Annotated in this window: 16 protein-coding genes; 5 read left to right on the top strand and 11 right to left on the bottom strand. The window is 72.8% G+C overall.

The features are described from left to right. Nucleotides 1–3: 3 nt before the first annotated feature. A complete protein-coding gene (locus AB0G10_RS34925) occupies nucleotides 4–1254 on the bottom strand; it encodes an ROK family transcriptional regulator (RefSeq protein WP_360931766.1) in 1251 nt (416 codons plus the stop codon). Between the two features lie 557 nt (nucleotides 1255–1811). Here AB0G10_RS34925 and AB0G10_RS34930 point away from each other — a divergent pair. The 5 genes from AB0G10_RS34930 to AB0G10_RS34950 all read left to right on the top strand — a co-directional run bounded on the left by AB0G10_RS34930 (nucleotide 1812) and on the right by AB0G10_RS34950 (nucleotide 5721). Further along, complete coding sequence (locus tag AB0G10_RS34930; protein WP_360931769.1) at nucleotides 1812–2162, top strand: hypothetical protein; 351 nt, start codon at nucleotides 1812–1814, stop codon at nucleotides 2160–2162. Nucleotides 2163–2247: 85 nt separating this feature from the next. After that, nucleotides 2248–2469 (top strand): hypothetical protein, encoded by a 222-nt coding sequence (locus AB0G10_RS34935; RefSeq protein ID WP_360931772.1) that lies wholly within the window; start codon nucleotides 2248–2250, stop codon nucleotides 2467–2469. Between the two features lie 68 nt (nucleotides 2470–2537). Beyond that, complete coding sequence (locus AB0G10_RS34940; RefSeq protein WP_360931775.1) at nucleotides 2538–3548, top strand: aldo/keto reductase; 1011 nt, start codon at nucleotides 2538–2540, stop codon at nucleotides 3546–3548. A 291-nt stretch (nucleotides 3549–3839) separates the two neighbouring features. Then, complete coding sequence (locus tag AB0G10_RS34945) at nucleotides 3840–5039, top strand: serine/threonine protein kinase (protein WP_360931778.1); 1200 nt, start codon at nucleotides 3840–3842, stop codon at nucleotides 5037–5039. 343 nt (nucleotides 5040–5382) lie between these two features. Next, nucleotides 5383–5721: an RNA polymerase-binding protein RbpA gene (locus AB0G10_RS34950; RefSeq protein ID WP_014689763.1), complete on the top strand. Its 339-nt coding sequence runs from the start codon at nucleotides 5383–5385 to the stop codon at nucleotides 5719–5721. Between the two features lie 61 nt (nucleotides 5722–5782). On the opposite strand, the gene AB0G10_RS34955 is transcribed toward AB0G10_RS34950, so the two are convergent. From AB0G10_RS34955 to AB0G10_RS35000, 10 genes are all read right to left on the bottom strand, one after another. After that, on the bottom strand, nucleotides 5783–6298 hold the full coding sequence (locus tag AB0G10_RS34955) for an FxsA family protein (protein ID WP_360931780.1): 516 nt from the start codon (nucleotides 6296–6298) through the stop codon (nucleotides 5783–5785). 65 nt (nucleotides 6299–6363) lie between these two features. Then, nucleotides 6364–7143, bottom strand: coding sequence for a polyprenol monophosphomannose synthase (locus AB0G10_RS34960; protein WP_360931783.1), 780 nt, complete (start codon nucleotides 7141–7143; stop codon nucleotides 6364–6366). Beyond that, on the bottom strand, nucleotides 7140–8759 hold the full coding sequence (gene lnt, locus AB0G10_RS34965; RefSeq protein WP_360931937.1) for an apolipoprotein N-acyltransferase: 1620 nt from the start codon (nucleotides 8757–8759) through the stop codon (nucleotides 7140–7142). The genes AB0G10_RS34960 and lnt overlap by 4 nt, the downstream gene beginning before the upstream one ends. Nucleotides 8760–9248: 489 nt before the next feature. Continuing rightward, nucleotides 9249–11348 (bottom strand): RNA polymerase recycling motor ATPase HelR, encoded by a 2100-nt coding sequence (gene helR, locus AB0G10_RS34970; protein ID WP_360931785.1) that lies wholly within the window; start codon nucleotides 11346–11348, stop codon nucleotides 9249–9251. 134 nt (nucleotides 11349–11482) lie between these two features. Next, nucleotides 11483–13282: a hypothetical protein gene (locus tag AB0G10_RS34975; RefSeq protein WP_360931788.1), complete on the bottom strand. Its 1800-nt coding sequence runs from the start codon at nucleotides 13280–13282 to the stop codon at nucleotides 11483–11485. Between the two features lie 139 nt (nucleotides 13283–13421). After that, nucleotides 13422–14681, bottom strand: a complete 1260-nt coding sequence (locus tag AB0G10_RS34980; RefSeq protein ID WP_360931791.1) for a glutamate mutase L — start codon at nucleotides 14679–14681, stop codon at nucleotides 13422–13424. Then, nucleotides 14678–15043, bottom strand: a complete 366-nt coding sequence (locus AB0G10_RS34985) for a hotdog domain-containing protein (protein WP_360931794.1) — start codon at nucleotides 15041–15043, stop codon at nucleotides 14678–14680. The genes AB0G10_RS34980 and AB0G10_RS34985 overlap by 4 nt, the downstream gene beginning before the upstream one ends. Further along, entirely contained in the window at nucleotides 15040–15783 is a 744-nt protein-coding gene (locus tag AB0G10_RS34990) for an OAM dimerization domain-containing protein (RefSeq protein WP_360931797.1), read from the bottom strand. The genes AB0G10_RS34985 and AB0G10_RS34990 overlap by 4 nt, the downstream gene beginning before the upstream one ends. Continuing rightward, the gene (locus AB0G10_RS34995) at nucleotides 15780–17324 is read right to left on the bottom strand and encodes a lysine 5,6-aminomutase subunit alpha (protein ID WP_360931799.1); all 1545 of its coding nucleotides are present in this window, start codon (nucleotides 17322–17324) and stop codon (nucleotides 15780–15782) included. Before AB0G10_RS34995 ends, AB0G10_RS34990 begins: the two co-directional genes overlap by 4 nt. 11 nt (nucleotides 17325–17335) lie before the next feature. Next, on the bottom strand, nucleotides 17336–18889 hold the full coding sequence (locus tag AB0G10_RS35000) for an amidohydrolase family protein (RefSeq protein WP_360931801.1): 1554 nt from the start codon (nucleotides 18887–18889) through the stop codon (nucleotides 17336–17338). Nucleotides 18890–18893 lie beyond the last annotated feature (4 nt).

The following is an 18893-nucleotide window of genomic DNA, read 5'->3' on the forward strand; positions in this document are numbered from 1 at the left end:
CCTTTAGACCGTTTTTTCGGCTTTTTTCAGCGGATCGGCGCGGGGACCGGCCAGCGGAACGGCGCGCGGGCCGACGAGCGGATCGGCGCGCGGACCGGCCAGCGGATCGGCGAGGAGGGCCGCGAAGCCCCGGTCCGCCGCGCCCAGCAGCGTGGCGTCGTCGGCCAGCCCGGACACCCTCAGCTTCGCCCGCTCCCGCGACACCGGCATGGCGTGCTGCGCGATCCGGGCCGCCACCTCCGGCGCCGCGACCCGGTAGACCTCCCGCAGCATCCCGCCGAAGATCACCACCCCGGGGTTGAACAGGTTGATCAGATTGGCCACGCCGATGCCGAGCCAGTCGCCGATCCCGGCCATCGCGGCGGCCTCGCGCAGGTGACCGTTCTCCGCGTCGCGGACCACGTCGCGCACCGCCCGGCGCCCGAACTCCCCGCTCCGCCCGGCCGCTTCGAGGATCGCGTGCTCCCCGGTCTCGGCCTCGAGGCAGCCCGCCGACCCGCACAGGCACGGCCGGCCGCCGACCGGGTTGACCAGCATGTGCCCGACCTCGGCGCCGTACCCGCTCTCCCCGCCGAGCAGTTTGCCGCCGACCAGGATGCCGCCGCCCACCCCGACATCGCCGTGCAGATAGATCAGGTCCGGGGACCCGACCCCGGCCCCGCGGGCGTATTCGGCCAGCGCCCCCAGGTGGGCCTCGTTGCCGACGGCCACCGGCAGGCCGATCCCGAGCGCCCGCTCCAGCTCCGCACCGAACGCCTGGTCGACCCAGCCCATCTCGGGGCCGTACCGGACCATGCCGTCGCCGGGCCGGATCATCCCGCAGTAGCTCGCCCCGATCCCGGCCACCACGGCGTCGGGCGGCGCCGCGGCGAGCAGTTCCGCGCCCATCGCGGCGAGTTCGCGCACCACCGTGTCCAGGTCGGCGCCGGCCCGCGACCGCGCCACCTCCCGCCGGTCCAGGATCGGTCCGCCGAGCCCGACCCGCGCCGCCGTGAGCCGGTCCACCGCGACGTCGAACGCGAGCACGAAGAACCGCCGCGACTCGGGGACCACGACGAAGGACGGCCGCCCTGCTCCCGTCGTACCCATGGGTGGCTCTTCCCGGACGAAACCGGCGGAGGCCAGTTCAGCGGTGAGCCCGAGGATGGTGCTGCGGTTGACGCCCATCCGCTCGGCGAGGGTGGCGCGGGAGAGCGGCCCGCTCACATGAACGTGGTGGAGCAGGGTGCCCAGATTCGATCGGTGTCTACGCATACCGCCGCCAAACCTATGACATCAGCGTTTTACGATCCTCGGAGCCGCGAGAATCCGGTTGTCGATCACAACGTCGGCGTGCCGCGCGGGCTGCACCTCTGGCCGCCTCCTTGAAGGCGGCGCAACATGTCGTCGAACCCGATCCCCCACCCGCGACCCCGAGGATCCGCTCCGCGAGCCCGGTCAGCACCGCCTCCCGCTGCGACATTTTCAGACCCCCTTTGTGTACGTTTCTACGCTGCACCCACGATGGAGGATTTCTTCGCGGTCTTCACCGCCCTGCTGGACCGCTCGGTGACGCGGATCGCCGAGGCGTCCGCCGACGCGCGACACTTCGACCGGGCCGCGGTGGTCGAGGCCGCTGACGTCTGGGACAACAACACGGTTCCCCTGCTGAGCGTCGCCTCGGCTCCCCGGCGGCAGCGGGAGCGGCAGGCCGGGCACGCCCTGCACTGGACGGAATCCACACCGCGGCCCGGCGCCGGATCGGGCGCGACCGGGCGTTCCGGCGACTCGCCGACGGCTGGCTGGCCCGTAGCCCCACCCTGGCCGCCTGGGTGGAGAACGGCGATCGCTTCCCCACCGCCCCCACCCCGGAAGCGGACCGGGCACAGCTGGTCCTCGCCGGCTACACCGCGGCCCACGAACCCCGGGTCGCCGCCCACGCCAACCGCAGCGCGGCCCACGCACGCCGGGCCGCCGCCCACGACGACCGGGCCCCGTCCGCCACCACGCTCCTGGCGGTGCCCGACGATCACGGCCGCCGGGTTCTCCGGCACACCGTCCACGAGCAGGCCGATCACGTCGCCTTCACGCTCGACGCCCTCACCTCGCCGCACCCTCTCGACCGCGCCGGCGGCCACCTGCGGCTGGGCGCGGCCGCGACGCTCGGCCGCCGCACGCCGTAGCGGGACATCCACGAGGGGCAGTTTCGGTCACCGGACCGCCGGGAACGAATGAGACATCCCTAGACGACGAAGGAGAGTCTCCCCGATGGCAGGCAACGAGCACGAGGTCAACCGCAGCGCCCGCACCGGCCGCTTCGTCAAGGAGAGCACGGCGCAGCGCCAGCCCGACACCACGACGACCGAGACGGTCGGCGGGGACAGGGAGAAGGGCGGCCGCGAGGTGAACCGGAGCGCCAAGACCGGCAAGTTCGTGACGGAGACGACGGCGCAGCTGCACTCGGACAGCACCGAGAAGCAGAACGTCTAGCAGGCGCGGGGCGACACAGTGGACAACTGTGTCGCCCGCGGCCCGCGAACATTGCAAGAATCAGATCCATGGATCACAGGTATCTCGGCAACAGCGGCCTTCTGGTGAGCGAGCTCTGTCTGGGCACGATGACGTTCGGCAAGGAGGCGGACGAGCAGACGTCGCACGCGCTGCTCGACCGGTACACCGAGGCCGGCGGCACGTTCATCGACACGGCTGACGTGTACGGCGGCGGCGCCTCCGAGGAGATCATCGGAAGTTGGCTCGCCCGGACCGGTGCGGACCGCGACGACCTGGTGATCGCCACGAAGGGCTTCTGGCCCACCGGTGATCGGCCGAACGACCACGGCGCCGGGCGCAAGCACCTGATCAGCGCCGTGAAGGCCAGCCTGAAGCGGCTGCGCACCGACTACATCGACCTGTACCAGCTGCACTGCTTCGACGAGTCCACCCCGATCGAGGAGACGCTGTCGACGCTGGACGGGCTCATCAAGCAGGGGTACGTCCGGCACATCGGCGTCAGCAACTACACGGCCTGGCAGCTCCAGAAGTCGATCGACGTGGCACGGCAGCACGGCTGGGAGCCGTTCGTCGCGTGCCAGCCCCTCTACAACCTGATCGACCGCGACGTCGAGCTGGAACTGGCCCCGGTCTGCCTCAACGAGGGCGCCGGCATCATCCCCTGGTCCCCGCTGCGCGGCGGCTGGCTGACCGGCAAGTACCGCCGCGGCATGACCCAGGCGCCGCCGGACTCCCGCTGGGAGGGCGACAAGCAGCCGTGGCTCGGCGACTGGGAGAACAGCGTCGACGAGCGCACCTGGTCGATCACCGACGCCCTGATCGAGACGGCGGAGGAGAGCGGCCGCACCCCGGCGCAGGTGGCGCTGCGCTGGCTGTCCCAGCGCCCCGGCGTCACCGCCCCGATCATCGGCGCCCGGTCCCTGAAACAGCTCGACGACAACCTCGGCGCCGCAGGCTGGACCCTCGACGACAAGAGCGTCGAACGCCTCACCGCCGCAAGCGACCGCCCGCTCCCCTACCCCCACGCCTACCTGGCCCGCTCCCCCCGCCGCCGCTGACTCCGAAGAACCACCGCCCGCCCCCGCCCTCGCCTCGCCCCACGCCCTCGCCTCGCCCCTCACAGATCTTGTTGATTCCCGCCGCCACGTTCCTGCACAGATCAACAAGATCGCGAAGAAAGAGGGCGAGGAGGTGCGGGCGACCGAGGTGACGGCGCGGCCGGCGGCCGGAGACGAGCGAAAGGCCGGCGGCGCGGCAAGGGCGGCGGCGCGGCAAGGGAACGGCACGGCAAGGACCGGCGGCGCGGCTGACCGGCCCGGGCAGGCCGACGAAATAGGGTGAGGGGCGCTATGACTGCGCCTGATACAGACTCCGAGACCCGCCCCTGCGCCCACTGCGGCCGCCCCGTGCCGCAGCGCGCCTCCGCCGGCCGCCCGTTCCGGTATTGCCGTGACAATGACGGCGAGTGTCAGCGGGCGTCGCGCAACACGCGGATGCGGCACCGTTCGTCGCCCGGCCTGGCCGGTTCGGTGGCGCGCACCTGGGAGGTCGTGGACCGCCTGGACACGCTGGTCGGCACGCTGACCGAGGCGCTGCATTCGGAGATGTCGCCGGCCGGCGTGGAGCGGCAGGTGGCCGAGGTCCGGGCGGAGACGTCGCGGCAGGTGGCGGCCGCGCACGCGGAGCGGGACGACGCGCGCCGCGACGCCGAGCAGGCGGCGTCCGCCACGGCGGCGGCGCAGCAGATCGCGGTGGCGGCCACGGCCGAGCGGGACGAGGCCCGGCAGCGGGCGGCCGGGTCGCAGCGGTCGGCCGAGGAGGCCGGGAAGCGTTCCGAGGAGGCGGTCGCGGCGCGGGATGAGGCGGTGCGGGCGGCGACGGCTGCGGCGGCGCTGCGGGAACGGGCCGAGGCCGAGCGCGACGCCGCGACGACCGAGCTGGCCGAGGTCCGGAACCGGCGCGATGCCGCGGAGCGCGATCTGGCTGCCGCGCTCAAGGATGCGTCCGATTTCCGGCGTACGTCGGAACAGGCCGCCGAACGGGCTGCCGCCGATCTGGCCGCGGCACGGTCGGCGGCGCAGGAGGCCGCCGAGCGGGCCGCACACGATCTGGCCACGGCCCGGTCGGAGGTGGAGGAGGCCGGCGCCCGGGCAGCCGACGCGTCGGCTCGGGAGCGGGCCGCCACGGCGCGCGCCACCGAGCTCGAGGCCGCGGTCCGGGACGCCGACGCCGCGGTCCGGGAAGCGGAAAACGCTGTCCGGGAGGCGGAGGCCCGGGCCGTGGCCGGGGAGGCGACGATCGTGGCGGTCACCGAGGAACGGGACCGGCTCGCCCGTACCCAAAAGGATCTTGAACTTGATCGGGCCGATCTCGAGCGCCGGCTGGCGTCCGCGAGGGCCGACGCCGAGGCCGCGCAGGAGCGGGTGGCGCAGCTGACGTCGCAGGTCAGTGATCTCGCGTCGGCGCTGGCGTCGCTCGGCAGCAGGGGCGCGGCGGTGCCGGGTCAGACACGCGACATTTCTCACCCGCAATCAACCACGAACAGCTAGAGAACGGGTCGAATCGGGCGGGCCACTGCTACCACGCCGCTACCGTTGAGGCACCGAGCAGTGACCGACACATGAGTAAATTGCTGGTGAACCGAATCGAGTGACCGACATCGCACTACCCGTACACATCGCAAATGCCGCATAGAGGACCAAGGTCCACTGGAACGCGGGTTCGATTTGCCGGGTAAGGGCGGTGGCCGGTTACGCTCATAGCGTTAACACCGCGGATACAGACAGCCGATGTTCCGGTCGGGCATAGCTCCATGCCAAGATCCGGAATCCAGCGGCCACCACTTTCGTTACACCAACGAGAGCAGCACCACGAGCGAGGGGAAAGCCGATCATGGGCGAACGCATGCTGCGCGGCAGCCGTCTAGGCGCAGTCAGCTACGAGTCCGACCGTAACACCGAGCTGGCGCCCCGACAGACCCGTGAGTACCTGTGCGTCAAGGGTCACCAGTTCGAGGTTCCGTTCGCCGTCGACGCCGAGGTGCCCACCACCTGGGAGTGCAAGTTCGACGGCAGCGTCGCCCGGCTGGTCGACGGCAGCGAGCCGGAGCAGAAGAAGGCGAAGCCGCCGCGCACCCACTGGGACATGCTGCTCGAGCGGCGTTCGATCGCCGAGCTCGAGGACATCCTCAACGAGCGTCTCCAGGAAGTCCGCACGCGCCGCGGGCGCTGATCCTGAAGCACACGACGAAGGCCACCCCTGTCGACAGGGGTGGCCTTCGTCGTGCGTGCTTCTAGCGGACGATCTCGCCCTCGATGGCGGGCGGCGGGGTGCGGCCGGCGGGCGGCTCCTCGTCGACCACGACGACCGTGACCGGGGCGCCGGAGTGCACCTTCACCTTGCGCGGGCCGAACAGGTCGCCGGTCGCGGCCGAGCCCAGCGACCGCTCGGCGAACCGCTCGATCCCCCGGCGGGCCAGGCCACGGCCGGGCGGCAGGAGCAGGAGCAGGCCGGCCACGCCGGTGATGAAGCCGGGCATGGTCAGCAGCAGCGCGCCGCCGAGACCGGTCAGCGAGTCGGCCACCCCGGCGCCGGGCGGCCGGTTCTCCCGGGCGGCCTCCTGGAAGGCACGCCAGCCCTTGATGCCCTCGCGGCGCAGCAGCGCGATGCCGGCGAGGGTGGAGACGGCCAGCAGCAGGATGGCCCAGCCCGCACCGATCGCGTGCGCGACCGCCACGAAGACGAAGAACTCGGCCAGCGCCCAGATCGGTAGTGCGAGTGGTGCGTAAGCCAGTCTGCTACGGCGCATTACATCGACCTCCGGTGTCCCGGGCCCTCCCGACGACAGGGCGGGCCCGGTTCAAGCATGACACCTCACGGCCAGGTGGAGCCCTGTCGCGGCTTGCGATCGAAGACTTTACGCAAACTCTCAGCTCGCGTCTGCGCGCCCCAGATGGTGACCCGCAGCAGCTGCTCCTTGAAGATGTTGCCGCTCATCTTGCTGACGCCGTTGACCCGCTCGGTGAACGTGATCGGCACCTCGACCATGCGGAAGCCCTGCTTGTACGACCGGAACGCCATCTCGACCTGGAACGAGTACCCGGTCGACGCGATGCTGTCGACCTCGATCTTGTCGAGGACGCCGATCCGGTAGGCGCGGTAGCCGCCCGTCGCGTCCTTGAACGGCATGCCGAGGGCCATCCGGATGTAGATGTTGCCGCCGCGGGAGAGCAGCAGCCGGTGCATCGGCCAGTTGTGCACGCTGCCGCCCGGGATGTACCGGGTGCCGAGCACGACGTCGTGGTCCTTCAGCGCGTCGAGCAGGAGGTGCAGCTCCTCGGGCGCGTGCGAGCCGTCGGCGTCCATCTCGATGACCGCGTCGTAGCCCTTGTCCTTGGCCCACGCGAAGCCGGCCTTGTACGCGGCGCCGAGGCCCTCCTTGCCGGCCCGGTGCATCACGAAGATGTGATCGTCGGCGAGAGCGAGCTCGTCCGCGATGGCGCCGGTGCCGTCCGGTGAGTTGTCGTCGGCCACCAGGATGTCGACGTCGGGCACCGCCTTGCGCACCCGGTCGGTGATCACCCGTACGTTGTCCGCCTCGTTGTACGTCGGGATGATCACGAGGGCTCGTCCCACGCCGGGGTACTCGCTCACCGTTCCTCCGTGTCTTTATCGCCGTCATTGCCGATGTCCGCCCGCCGGCGGCGCAGGGGCAGCACGGCGGCGAGGGCGACGGCCATCATCGCGACGGCCGCCACCTCGGGCCAGTTGCCCGAACGAGTCGCCAGCGTACGCGGTCCCTCCGTGGCGACGTCACGCACCACCACCGCAGGCGTGTTGAAGCCCGTCGAACCGTGTACCTGCCCCGAACCGTCGACAAACCCGGACACACCGACGGTGGAGACCATCAACGCCTCGCGGCCGTGCTCGACCGCCCGCAGCCGGACCATCGCCAGCTGCTGCAACGCCTCGGCCTCGTTGAAGGTGGCGTTGTTCGTCTGCACGGCGAGCAGCTGCGCCCCGCCGGTGACCGTGTCCCGCACGATCCCGTCGTAGGCCACCTCGAAGCAGATGACGTCGCCGAGGGTCACCTTGCCGGTGTCGATGACGCCCGGGTGGTCGCCGGGGAGCATGTTGCGGACCAGGTCGACCTTGTCGGTGACCAGCCGGGCGATCGGGCGCAGCGGCATGTACTCGGCGAACGGCACCGGGTGGCGCTTCGCGTACTGCTGGTCGTGGTCGGGGCCGGTGCCCGGCCACCAGAGGATGCCGACGTTGTAGATGTCCTCCGGGTCGTCGGTGCGCTGGATGCTGCCGACCAGGATCGGCGCCTTGATCGAGTCGGCGGCCGCGGAGATGGCGTCGGCCGCGTCGGCGTTGCGCAGCGGGTCGATGTCGGAGGAGTTCTCCGGCCAGACCACGAGGTCGGGCTGCTTCTGCCGGCCGGCCGCGACGTCGAGGGCCAGCTGCCGGGTGCCGTTCACGTGGTTGTCGAGCACGGCCCGGCGCTGGGCGTTGAAGTCGAGGCCGAGCCGGGGCACGTTGCCCTGCACGATCGCGACCGTGACCGACGGCCCGGACGGCTGGGTCAGCGGGATCAGGGCCGGGCCGGCGATCAGGACCGCGGCGGTCAGCGCGAACCCGGCCGCGCCGGCCGCCGGCCGCGGGGACCAGCGGCGCCAGGCCAGCGCCACGATCGCCCCGCCGGTGACCGCGACCACGAAGGTGACGAGCGGCGCTCCCCCGTACGCGGCAAGCCGCAGCGCGGGCGCATCGCCCTGGCTGAAGGCCAGGCGCCCCCAGGGGAAGCCTCCGAACGGCGCGCGGTCGCGCACCGCCTCCTGCGCGGTCCAGAGCAGGCCGGTGAGCAGCGGCCAGGACCAGCGCCACCGGTCGACCAGCGGGGAGAGCCACGCGCCCGCCAGGCCGGCCAGGCCGAGGATCGCCGCCTGGGCCGAGGAGAGCAGCGCCCAGGGCAGCCAGCCGGCCTGGAACGACGTCCACCACAGCAGCGGGAAGAACAGTGTCACCCCGGCCAGGAAGCCGAGCCCGAAACCCGCGCGCAGCCGGCGCCGGTGCACCGCCGCGGCGAAGAGGGCCACGCCTGCCGGGGCGAGGAACCAGAGATCGTACGGCGGGAGCGCGAGCAGCAGGGCCACTCCCGCGGCCACCGCCAGCACCGTGGCGACCGGGAGGCGCAGTGGTCGCGTCGCGCCGGGGGTGCCCGGCTCGGGTGAGGGACCGGCGAGCGCCGGCGGCGGCAGAGTCATTTCCACGGATGGCAGGTTACCCGCATCTAGCTGCTAGGACCTCGCCTCGCTCCGGCCCTCTCCACGGAACAGGTCCCGGGGACGCAGGGGCGCAGCCCGGCTGTGGCTGCGCCCCTGGAGCACATCCGCTCGTCAGTGTTCCCGGCCGGTGGGCCCGGGGACCTCGCGATGACCTTCGGACCGACCCGGAGCGAGCCGGCTGCCCGCGTCGTGCCGTTGTCTACTGGCCATCGTTCAACCCTCGGAGGTGCCACCTGAACACGGTTCGGCCCGCCCCGCCCCGCGCACCTCTCACCCCCTGGACCTGGCTGAACGCGCGACCCCAGCGAGGACTGCGGCCAGTGGGTGGAGGAACGAAACGGATCTTGACACGCTCGCCGTTAACAAAGACCTGAAGACGGTACGTCCGGACACCCGTGGCGTGTCAACCGGGTCCGGTGCGTTCCGGCGTGTCGCGTTCGTCGGCGTGTCATCTTCCGTTCAGGGAAATCACCTGGTCAGGACCACCAGCTCGCGGGTCGCGCGGGTCATCGCGACATATCGATCGACCGGCGCCATCCGCTCCGGATCGACCAGCACCACGAGATCGAACTCCAGGCCCTTGGCCAGCTCCGGCGTGAGCGAGCGCACCCCCTCCCGCTCCGCGAAGCCGGGGTCGCCGATCACGCACGCGATCCCCTCCCCGCGCCCGCGCAGGACCCTTTCCAGATCAACTGCCTTGCCGTGTACGACCGGAGCACCGCTCCGCCGGATCGAGACCGGCACGTTGGCGTCCGGCAGCACGGCCCTGATCACCGGCGCGGCCTCCTCCATCACCTCCTGCGGAGTGCGGTAGTTCACGGTCAGCGCGGCCGTCTCGATCCGGTCGAACCCGACCTGCTCGAGGCGCTCCCGCCACGACTCGGTGAACCCGGCCCGGGACTGCGCCCGGTCCCCCACGATCGTGAAGCTGCGCGACGGGCAGCGGGACAGCAGCATCTGCCACTCGGCGTCGGTCAGCTCCTGCGCCTCGTCGACGACGATGTGCGCGTACGGGCCCTCGAACGCCGCCGATCCCGCCGCGTCCGGGCCCGCCGCAGCCAGGCCGCCCGCCAGGTTCTCCCGCAGGTCCTGCTGGACCAGCATCTTCATGAGGCCCTCGCCGTCGTCGTGCACCGAGGAGGCGATCAGGTCGTCGAGCACCCGGCCCATCTGCTCCCTCCCCTCCTCCGCCTCGGCCCGGCGGCGGCGGTCGCGGGCCTCGGCCGTGGCGTCGCCCAGCCGGCGGCGGGCGGCGTCGAGCAGCGGCAGGTCGGCCGTGGTCCAGGCCTTCGGATCGGGGCGCTGGAGCTTCGCGATCTCCGCGGCGGTGAGCCAGGGCGCGCAGCGGCGCAGGTAGGCGGGGACCGACCACAGATCGCCGATCACGTCGGCGGTGTCGAGCAGGGGCCAGGCGCGATGCAGGGCTCGGTGGAGATCACCACTGCGCCGCAGCACCCTCTCCGACATGTCGGATCTTTCGGCGAGGATGGCGATCAGCTCGTCGAGGATCTGCTCGCGGGCCTCGTTGTGCGGCGTGCCCGGCTCGGCCGCCTCGAACGCGGCCGCCCAGTCCCGCGGCGTCACCGTGAGGTCGCCGTCCTCGGTGCTCACGACCGTCCTCGTCGCGGGCGGCTCCTCGTAGAACCGCACGGCCGCTTCGACGACCCGTACCATTGCCGCTCCTTCTTTCAAGAGGGCCGTGCCCGGGTCGTCCTCACGGCCCGCGCCGGCGCCCTCCGGCACGAGATCGCGCAGCGTGCAGGTCTGCACGTCGTCCTCGCCGAGACTCGGCAGGACGTCGCCGACATAGGCGAGATAGGGCTCGTGCGGCCCGACGAACAGAACCCCGCCACGCCGGTTGCCCAGGCGCGGGTCGGAATAGAGCAGATAGGCGGTGCGGTGCAGCGCCACGACCGTCTTGCCGGTGCCCGGACCGCCGTCGATCACGAGCGCGCCCTTCGACCCGGCCCGGATGATCGCGTCCTGGTCGGCCTGGATCGTGCCGAGCACGTCCCGCATCCGTTCCGTGCGGGCGCCGCCCAGGCTCGCGAGGAACGCCGACTGGTCGTCGAGCGCGGCCGCGTGCCCCTCGAACCCGGCGGCGTCGAACACCTCGTCCCAGTAGTCGGTGATCCGCCCGCCGGTCCACCGGTAGCGGCGCCGGAACACCAGCCCCATCGGGTCGGCGTGGGTGGCGCCGAAGAACGGCTCGGCGGCCGGCGAGCGCCAGTCGAGCAGGAGCCGGCCCCCGTCGTCGCCGGTGAGCCCGCGCCGCCCGATGTAGGTCGACACCCCGTCCTCACCGACCATCCGCCCGAGGCACAGGTCCACGCCGTAGCGCCGCAGCAGCGCGAGCCGCGACGTCAGCCGCTTGACCTCCTCGTCGCGGTCGACGGCCTGCCGGCCCTTCCCGGCCGGCGCCCTGCGGGCGGCCTCGAGGCGGGCGGTCAGCTCGCCGGTCGACCGCCGGATGCCGGCGTCCATCGCGGCGAAATGCTTCTCGTCGTCCGCGATCATTGCCGGGTCGTTCTTTCCGCTTTCTTCCGGCAGGCTGAATACATTCGTCAATGCAGTGGACCCCGATTCGACAGCGAAAACAGCTTCGAGCTGCGATTTTGCGCCACGAACCGGGGCTTGCCGCAAGAGGCCCTCTGTGTTATACGTTAAAGAGGGCAGGGAGACCGGGCCCTATTTTTGTGCCCTCATTTCATTTCCCATCCGGCGGGCAGCCGCCAGGCGGCGGCTCCGTCGAGCGGCGTGATCTCGCCGTTCCAGCCCACCGCGCCGTCCCCGGCGAACCGCGGCACGGTGCCCGCGGCGACCGCCCCGAGATCCCGGACCCCGGCCGCGTCGCCGACCATGACGAGGGTCTCCGCGCCGGCCGTCGCGGTCCACAGGGTGCGGGTCCCGTCCGGGCTCACCCGCCGGCCGGCCACCGACGACGCCACACACACGGCGGGGGCGACGCCGGCGGCGTCGAGATACCAGCGGCCCGAGGCGCAGCCGGTCACCTGCTGGTCGATCGCGACGTAGCCGGCCGGCGCCGGAACGTCGGCGATCGTGACGGTTCCGGTGCCGGGCCGCGGCGGCTGGGTCCAGCGGCCGGTGGCGAGGGTGTAGACGTACACGGCATGACCCGTATCGGCCACCACCAGGTGCGCGCCGTCCCGGGTGAAGGCGGCCCGCTGGTCCAGCGACGAACTGCCGGGGACGCCGCGCGGCATGGTGATCGCGGTGGTCGTGCCGGTCGTCGCGTCGTGGAGGCGGACGTCGGTGCCGGCCGCGCAGAGTCTGGTGCCGTCGTTGAGGCGTACCGGTCTGCCGGTCATCCAAGCCGCGTAGCGGCCCGTCGTCTCGAGGGTCTCGTCCATGAGGCAGGTGGTGGCGGTCTCGGTGGCGAGCAGGGTGGGTGGCAGGCCGGCGCCGGTGAGGTGCAGGCCGGCGTCGCGGTAGAGCACGCGGCCGGTGGCGGTCGAGGCCACGTATTCGCCGGTGGCGACCTTGGTGGTGCGGTGCGGGGCGTTGATCTCGACGGTGTGGAGGTCCGGGCCGTTCGCCGCGACGAGGAAGGGAGCCGCCGGGGTTGTGGGGGCCGGGGTTGTGGGGGCCGGGGTCGTCGGGGTGACCGGCGGTGTCGGGACGGCGGTCGACGGATTTGTCGGATTTGTCGGGCCGGTCGGGGCGGTTGGGCCGATCGGGGCGGTTGGGCCGGTCGGGGCGGTCGGGCCTGGGGGCGCGGTCGGGCCGGTCGGCGGGGGCGCGGTCGGCGTGGGCGCGGTTGTGGGCGACGGATTTGTCGGATTTAATGGGACATCCGGCGTCGTCGGGGCCGGCTTGGTCGTGAGGATCTGGACCGGGCCGGTCCAGGCGCCCCGATGGCGGGTCGCCGCCACCGTGACCCGCCACGAGGTGCGGCCGGCCGCGGCCGGTGACGGCAGCGCGATCCGGTACGCCCCCTTCGCCGCCGACGTGGCCCGCGCGACGGTCACCCAGGTCCGCCCGTTCCAGCGCTGCGCGGTCACGGCACGGCCGGAGTCCTGCGGGGTCAGCCGGCCGGTCAGCGCGACGGGCTTGCCGACGGTGCCGGCGGCCGGGCTGAACGCTGCGGTGGCGGTCGTGGCGGTCCAGATCCGGACCGTGCGCCGCGCCGAGGTCACCGCACGGTAGGACCCGGACGCGGGCGCGGAGACCCGCAGCGTCCAGTCGCCGGACGACGACGGCCGGACCTTCAGCGTGTACCGGCCGTCCCGCCCGGTCCGGGCGGTGGCCAGCACGTACCGCCTGGTGCCGGAGAGCCGCTCCAGCCGCACGGTCCGGTTCCGGCCCGGCGTCAGCTTCCCGGTCACCGCCGCGGTCACCCCGGTACGCAGGGCCGCCGGCACGCTCACCGTGATCCGCGACGAGACGGCCGCCGAGGCGGGCGTCGCGGGAAACGCGGCAACCGTCGCCGGGAGAACACTCAGAGCCGCTACCACCAGGCCGAACAGTCGTCTGCCACCCACCGGTGACCTCCACTTTCCCCGTACACAGCAATTCGCTGCGTCACGGTAGGTGGCGCCCCGCCGCGAAATGTCCGCCCGAATCCGGCTCGATACCCGTGCGTCCGAAGCCCGCCGGTACGGCCGACCCGACTCCGGACGATCAGCCCAGCAGGCCGCCCAGCAGACCGGCCGCGGCCCGCGGGTGCTCGGCGGCCAGCAGACCGGCGACCGCCAGCACGTACTGCGCGTCGACGACGGTCCGCGCCCGCTCCGGCAACGCCCACCCGCCGGCCAGGTCGCTCAGCACGGCGTTCAGCACCCGGTCACCGCCGCCGTGCCGCAGCACCCCGCCCGACCCGATCACCAGCCGCACGTCGCGCAGATCCCGGCCGCCGATCCGGGGCCGCCCCGGGCCTTCCGCATGACCGCGGGCATGCCGCCGCAGCGCGATCACCGCAGCGGCAGCCGCCAGATCCCGATCGTCACAACCCGCACCGGAGAGATCCCCAGAGAGCTTCTCCGCCGCGGCCGCCGCCCTCGTCCCGTCCGCCCCCACGGCCACCCCCAGATCGCCCTCGACGGTCCGGGCGCGCCACAGCGTCCCGGCCACGTCGCGGCGCGGGCCGGATTCGCTCTCGGCGTCCGGGACCAGGGCCGAGTAGACGTCCGTCGTCGCCCCGCCCACGTCGACGACGAGCACGCCGTAGCCGGTCAGATCGGCGAGCAGTTCCACCCCGGCGAGCACGGCGTCCGGGGTGGCGGCGCGGACCAGGGAACCGAAGCGCGGCCCCTTCGACAGCCGCTTTCCGCCGATCACGTGCCGGAGGAACACCTCGCGGATCGCGGCCCGGGCCGGCAGCGGGTCGAGCACCCCGATGCGGGGCAGCACGTTGGCGGTCGCGGTCACCGGCACCCCGCCCGCGGTCAGCAGCGCGACCGCCTCGGCGCGCACGTCCGCGTTGCCGGCCAGCACGACCGGCACCCGGAAGCGCGCCCTGCCGAGCCGGCGCGCGTTGTGCAGCAGCGTATCACCGTCACCGCCGTCGGTGCCGCCGGCCAGCAGGATCACGTCGGGGCGGGCGCCGCGTACCGCCGCCACGTCCGGGCCGGTGAGCGGGCCGGCGGCCACGTGCACGACCTGCGCACCCGCCGACAGCCCGACCCGGTGGCCGGCCTCGGCGGTGACGAGTGCCTCGTACCCGATCACGGCGAGCCGCAGCCCTCCCCCGGCCGAGGAGCAGACGTGGAGCTCGCCGCCGTCGCCGCCCACGGCGGCGACGGCGGCGTCGAGCCCTTCCAGGACGTCGGTCGCGGCGGTGGTGGGGACCTCGGCCCGGCGGATCAGTCGCGCGCCGTCGAGGTCGATCTTCGCGGCCTTCGTGTACGTGGACCCGACGTCGACACAGACGACGGTGGTCACGGCTTCGGTGGCACCACGACAGTGCCCACCGCGGTGACGGCCACGATCGGCTCCTCCAGCACGGCCGCCGACGACCCGCCCGTGCCCCGGCAGACGACGGTGGACGTGAATTCGATGCGCCGCGAACGGGTGCCCATGTGCACCACCGTGGCGGTCACCTCGAGCACGTCCCCGGCCTGCACCGGCGCCGTGAACTGCACGTCCGAGTAGGACGCGAACAACCCCTCGTCGCCGTCGAGGCGGATGCACACCTCGGTGGCGACGTCCCCGAACAGGCCGAGCGAGTACGCCCCGTCGACCAGGTTCCCGGCGTAGTGGGCGTGCGCGTAGGGCACGTAGCGGCGGTGCGTCACGGTGATCATTTGCGGCCTCCCGGGGAAGCGACGAGTGCGTGGACGAGATAGGAGGCGACCTCCCGGGGCGTGGTTCCGCGGCCGAAGATCCGGTCGACGCCGAGCTCGGCGGTCATCAGCTCGTCGAAGCGCGGGCCGCCGGCGATGAGCAGGGGCCGTCTCCCGGCGGGCAGCGCCTCCCGGAACGCGGCCGACATGGCCCGGGTGTTCTGCAGGTGCGCGTCGCGCTGGGTGACGACCTGGGAGACCAGCACCGCGTCGGCCTTGAGCGAGCGGGCGGTCTCGACGAGATCGGGCACCGAGACCTGGGCGCCCATGTTGGTGACGGACAGCTCGGAGTACGACTCCAGGCCCTTCTCCCCGGCGATCCCCTTGAGGTTGAGGATCGCGTCGATGCCGACCGTGTGCGCGTCGGTGCCGATGCACGCGCCGACCACGGTGAGCCGCCGCCGCAGGCCCCGCTTGATCGCGGCGTTCACCTCCTTCGCGCCGAGCAGCGGATAGTCGCGCTCGACGACCTGCACCCGGTCGGTGTCGACGAGGTGGTTCACCCTGCCGTAGACGACGAAGAAGGTGTAGCCGTCACCCATCTGCTTGGCGTGCACGAGCATCGCCGGGTCCATGCCCATCTTCCCGGCGAGCTGCAGCGCGGCCCCCTCGGCGCGCTTGTCGTGCGGGATCGGCAGGGTGAAGGAGAGCTGCACCATCCCGTCCCCGGTGGTGTCTCCGTAGGGCCGGATGACGGTCACAGCGCCTCCACAACCGGGTTGTAGTAGTCCTCGTCGCAGCGGGCGACCCCGTCGAGGCCCTTGCCCCGGTCGGCGGGCCGTTTCATGATCCCGAAGGTGCCGTCGGCGATCGCGGTGAGCAGCGTGTCGTCGACGATCCTCTCGAGCAGGTCGATGGCCTCGCCGAGCACCTGGTTGGCGCGGCCCCTGATGAACGGGCCGGGGGTGAAGTCCTCGTGCAGGTTGCCGGCGCCGTTGAGCACGTACCGGACGTTCTGCAGGGCGATGTCCCGGTCGGACAGCCACGGGGTGACGACGGCCTCGGTCATCATGCCGACCAGCAGGATGCCCTGCCCGGTGAGCGCCCCGGCCAGGTTGAAGAACCCGTCGAGCAGGTTGCCCCGGAACACGTCGCCGGTCATGTGCTTGGTCGGCGGCATCCACTTGAGCGGCGCGTCCGGGAACAGCTCCCGGGCCAGCAGCGCGTGGGCGAGCTCCAGCCGGAAGGAGTCCGGGATATCCGGGTTGATCTCGAAGGCGTGTCCGAGCCCGAGCTGCCAGTCCGCCAGGCCCGCCTCGTGCGCGAAGAACTCGTTGAGCAGCTGCGAGACCGTGACCGTGTGCGCGGCCTCGACCGCGTCGGCGGTGGTCAGGTAGTTGTCCTCGCCGGTGTTGATGATGATCCCGGCGCGGGCGTGCACCTGCCGGGAGAACCGCTGGTCGACGAAGGTGCGGATCGGGTTGATGTCGCGGAACAGGATCCCGTACATCGAGTCGTTGAGCATCATGTCGAGGCGTTCCAAGCCGGCCAGGGCGGCGATCTCCGGCATGCACAGCCCGGACGCGTAGTTCGTCAGCCGGATGTACCGGCCCAGCTCGCGCGACGTCTCGTCGAGCGCCGCCCGCATCAGCCGGAAGTTCTCCTGGGTGGCGTACGTGCCGGCGAAGCCCTCCCGGGTGGCGCCCTCCGGCACGTAGTCGAGCAGCGACTGACCGGTCGACCGGATCACCGCGATCACGTCGGCCCCGGCCCGGGCGGCGGCCTGCGCCTGCGGGATGTCCTCGTAGATGTCCCCGGTCGCGACGATCAGATAGATCCACGGCCGCTGGGCCGGGTCGCCGTGCCGCTTGATCAGCCGGTCGCGGGCGGCGCGCTGCCGATCCACGATCTTGAGACCGGCCCGGGCGGCCCGGGAGGCGGCCCGGCGCGCGGCCGTCGCGTCCCTCTTTCCGGAGGGGAGCGTGAACCGCACCGACCCGGCCGCCGCCTTCTGCGCCAGCGTGGTGAGGTCCTCCACGCCCTGCGACAGCATCGCGTGGAACGCCGGCACGGCCACCCCGTGACCGAGACCGACGTCCGCCCGCACCGCGTCGACCAGGCGGTTCACCCACGGGATGCCGTCCGGATCGGCGCCGCGCACCCCGGCGAGGCGCAGCACCGCACGTTCCACCGACACCGTGGTGTGCGACCGCGCCAGGTCGACGACGGGCTGCCCGGCCCGCGCCGCCAGGGCACGTGCCCGCGCCACGATGCGCGGGTCCAGATCCAGCTTCCCGGCCACGCTTCTGCTCCCTACTCCCCGAACTCGAAGATCGTTTCTCCGGACAGCACCGTCCGGGTGCAGACCGGCCGGGGCGGCGTCGCCCCGTCGGCGTCCGGCAGCAGCGCCGGCAGCCCGCCCTGCACGCCGCCCGGCGTGTCCCACACCGCGAAGGTCGCGGCGTATCCCGGCGCCAGCACGCCGTTGCCCTCCTCCAGGCCGGCCGCCCGCCAGCCGCCGCGGGTGCTCGCCGCGAACGCCGACCGCACGCTCATCCGGTAGACCGGGTTGCGCGGCGCGGCCGCGGCGACCACGACGGCCCACGGGTCGAGCGCGGTGACCGGCGAGTCCGAGCCGAAGGCGAGGGCCACCCCGGTGGCGTGCATGGCGCCGATCGGGTTGGTGGCGAGCGCCCGGTCCACGCCGAGGCGCTGCGCGTACATCCGGTCGGCGCCGCCCCAGAGCGCGTCGAAGACCGGCTGCACCGAGGCGATCACCCCGAACTCGACCATCCGCGCGATCATCGCCTTGTCGACCAGCTCGACGTGCTCGATGCGGTGGTGGCCGGCGCGCAGCCGGTCGACGCCGACCTGCTTCGCGGCGAGCGCGAACCCGTCCAGCACCGTCGCGATGGCGGCGTCGCCGATCGCGTGGAAGCCGCCCTGGAACCCGATCCGCACGCAGTCGAGCAGGTGGTCGCCGACCTGCTCGGCGGTGAGGAACGCCTCGCCGCAGCCGTGGTCGCCGTCGAGGTAGGGCTGCCGGACCGAGGCGGTCCGCGAGCCCAGGGCGCCGTCGGCGTACAGATCACCGGCCGCGCCGTGCGCGCCCAGGTCCCGGGCCCGCTCGGCGCCACCCAGCTCGCCCCAGTACCCGTACACCCGCGGCAGGCCCCGGCCGGAGAGCGCGAGCACCGACGCGAAGTCGGCCTCGCTGGACGTGCCCGGCCCGCCGCACTCGTGCACCGCGGCGATGCCCAGGGCCGCGGCCCGGCGCAGCGCCGTGGTCTGCGCCGCGGTGCGCTGCGCGTCGCTGAGCGCGCCGAGCGCCACCTCCCGGACCGCGTGGTGTGCCTGCTCGCGCACCCAGCCCGACTCGTCGAACCCCTCCACCCCGCGGGCGACCGGGAGCAGCGACGACGAGGTCAGCGCCGAGTGCACGGACGCCTGCGACAGGTAGACGCGGCGCCCCCCGGCGGCCCGGTCCAGCTCGGCGGCGGTGGGCGGGACCTGGTCGGCCCAGGTCGACTCGTCCCAGCCGTGCCCGTGCACCACCGCGTCGGGCGCCTTGCCGGCGGCGAACGCCGCGACCGCGTCGAGCAGCTCGCCGGCCGAGCGCACCGTGGACAGGTCGAGGCCGTCGAACGCCAGGCCGGTGTCGGTGGCGTGCAGGTGCGCGTCCACGAACGCCGGGGTGACCAGGCCGCCGCCGAGGTCGACGGTCCGGTCGGCGGCCGGGGCGTCGGCGTCCTGGCCGAGCCAGGCGATCCGGCCGCCGCGGACCAGCATCGCGGTGGCGCGCGGGTCGGCGGCGGAGTAGAAGCGTCCGTTGAGGTAGCGGACCGAGGGAGAGTCGAGCGCAGTCATGGCG

The sequence above is a fragment of the Actinoplanes sp. NPDC023714 genome, assembly GCF_040639855.1.
Lineage (GTDB): Bacteria > Actinomycetota > Actinomycetes > Mycobacteriales > Micromonosporaceae > Actinoplanes.

Excerpts from the sequence above, each read along its gene's own strand:
- AB0G10_RS34925 (WP_360931766.1), bottom strand. The coding sequence starts at position 1,254 with ATGCGTAGACACCGATCGAATCTGGGCACCCTGCTCCACCACGTTCAT.
- AB0G10_RS35000 (WP_360931801.1), bottom strand. The coding sequence starts at position 18,889 with ATGACTGCGCTCGACTCTCCCTCGGTCCGCTACCTCAACGGACGCTTC.
- AB0G10_RS34935 (WP_360931772.1), top strand. The coding sequence starts at position 2,248 with ATGGCAGGCAACGAGCACGAGGTCAACCGCAGCGCCCGCACCGGCCGC.
- AB0G10_RS34985 (WP_360931794.1), bottom strand. The coding sequence starts at position 15,043 with ATGATCACCGTGACGCACCGCCGCTACGTGCCCTACGCGCACGCCCAC.
- AB0G10_RS34950 (WP_014689763.1), top strand. The coding sequence starts at position 5,383 with ATGGGCGAACGCATGCTGCGCGGCAGCCGTCTAGGCGCAGTCAGCTAC.
- lnt (WP_360931937.1), bottom strand. The coding sequence starts at position 8,759 with ATGACTCTGCCGCCGCCGGCGCTCGCCGGTCCCTCACCCGAGCCGGGC.
- AB0G10_RS34940 (WP_360931775.1), top strand. The coding sequence starts at position 2,538 with ATGGATCACAGGTATCTCGGCAACAGCGGCCTTCTGGTGAGCGAGCTC.
- AB0G10_RS34955 (WP_360931780.1), bottom strand. The coding sequence starts at position 6,298 with ATGCGCCGTAGCAGACTGGCTTACGCACCACTCGCACTACCGATCTGG.
- AB0G10_RS34945 (WP_360931778.1), top strand. The coding sequence starts at position 3,840 with ATGACTGCGCCTGATACAGACTCCGAGACCCGCCCCTGCGCCCACTGC.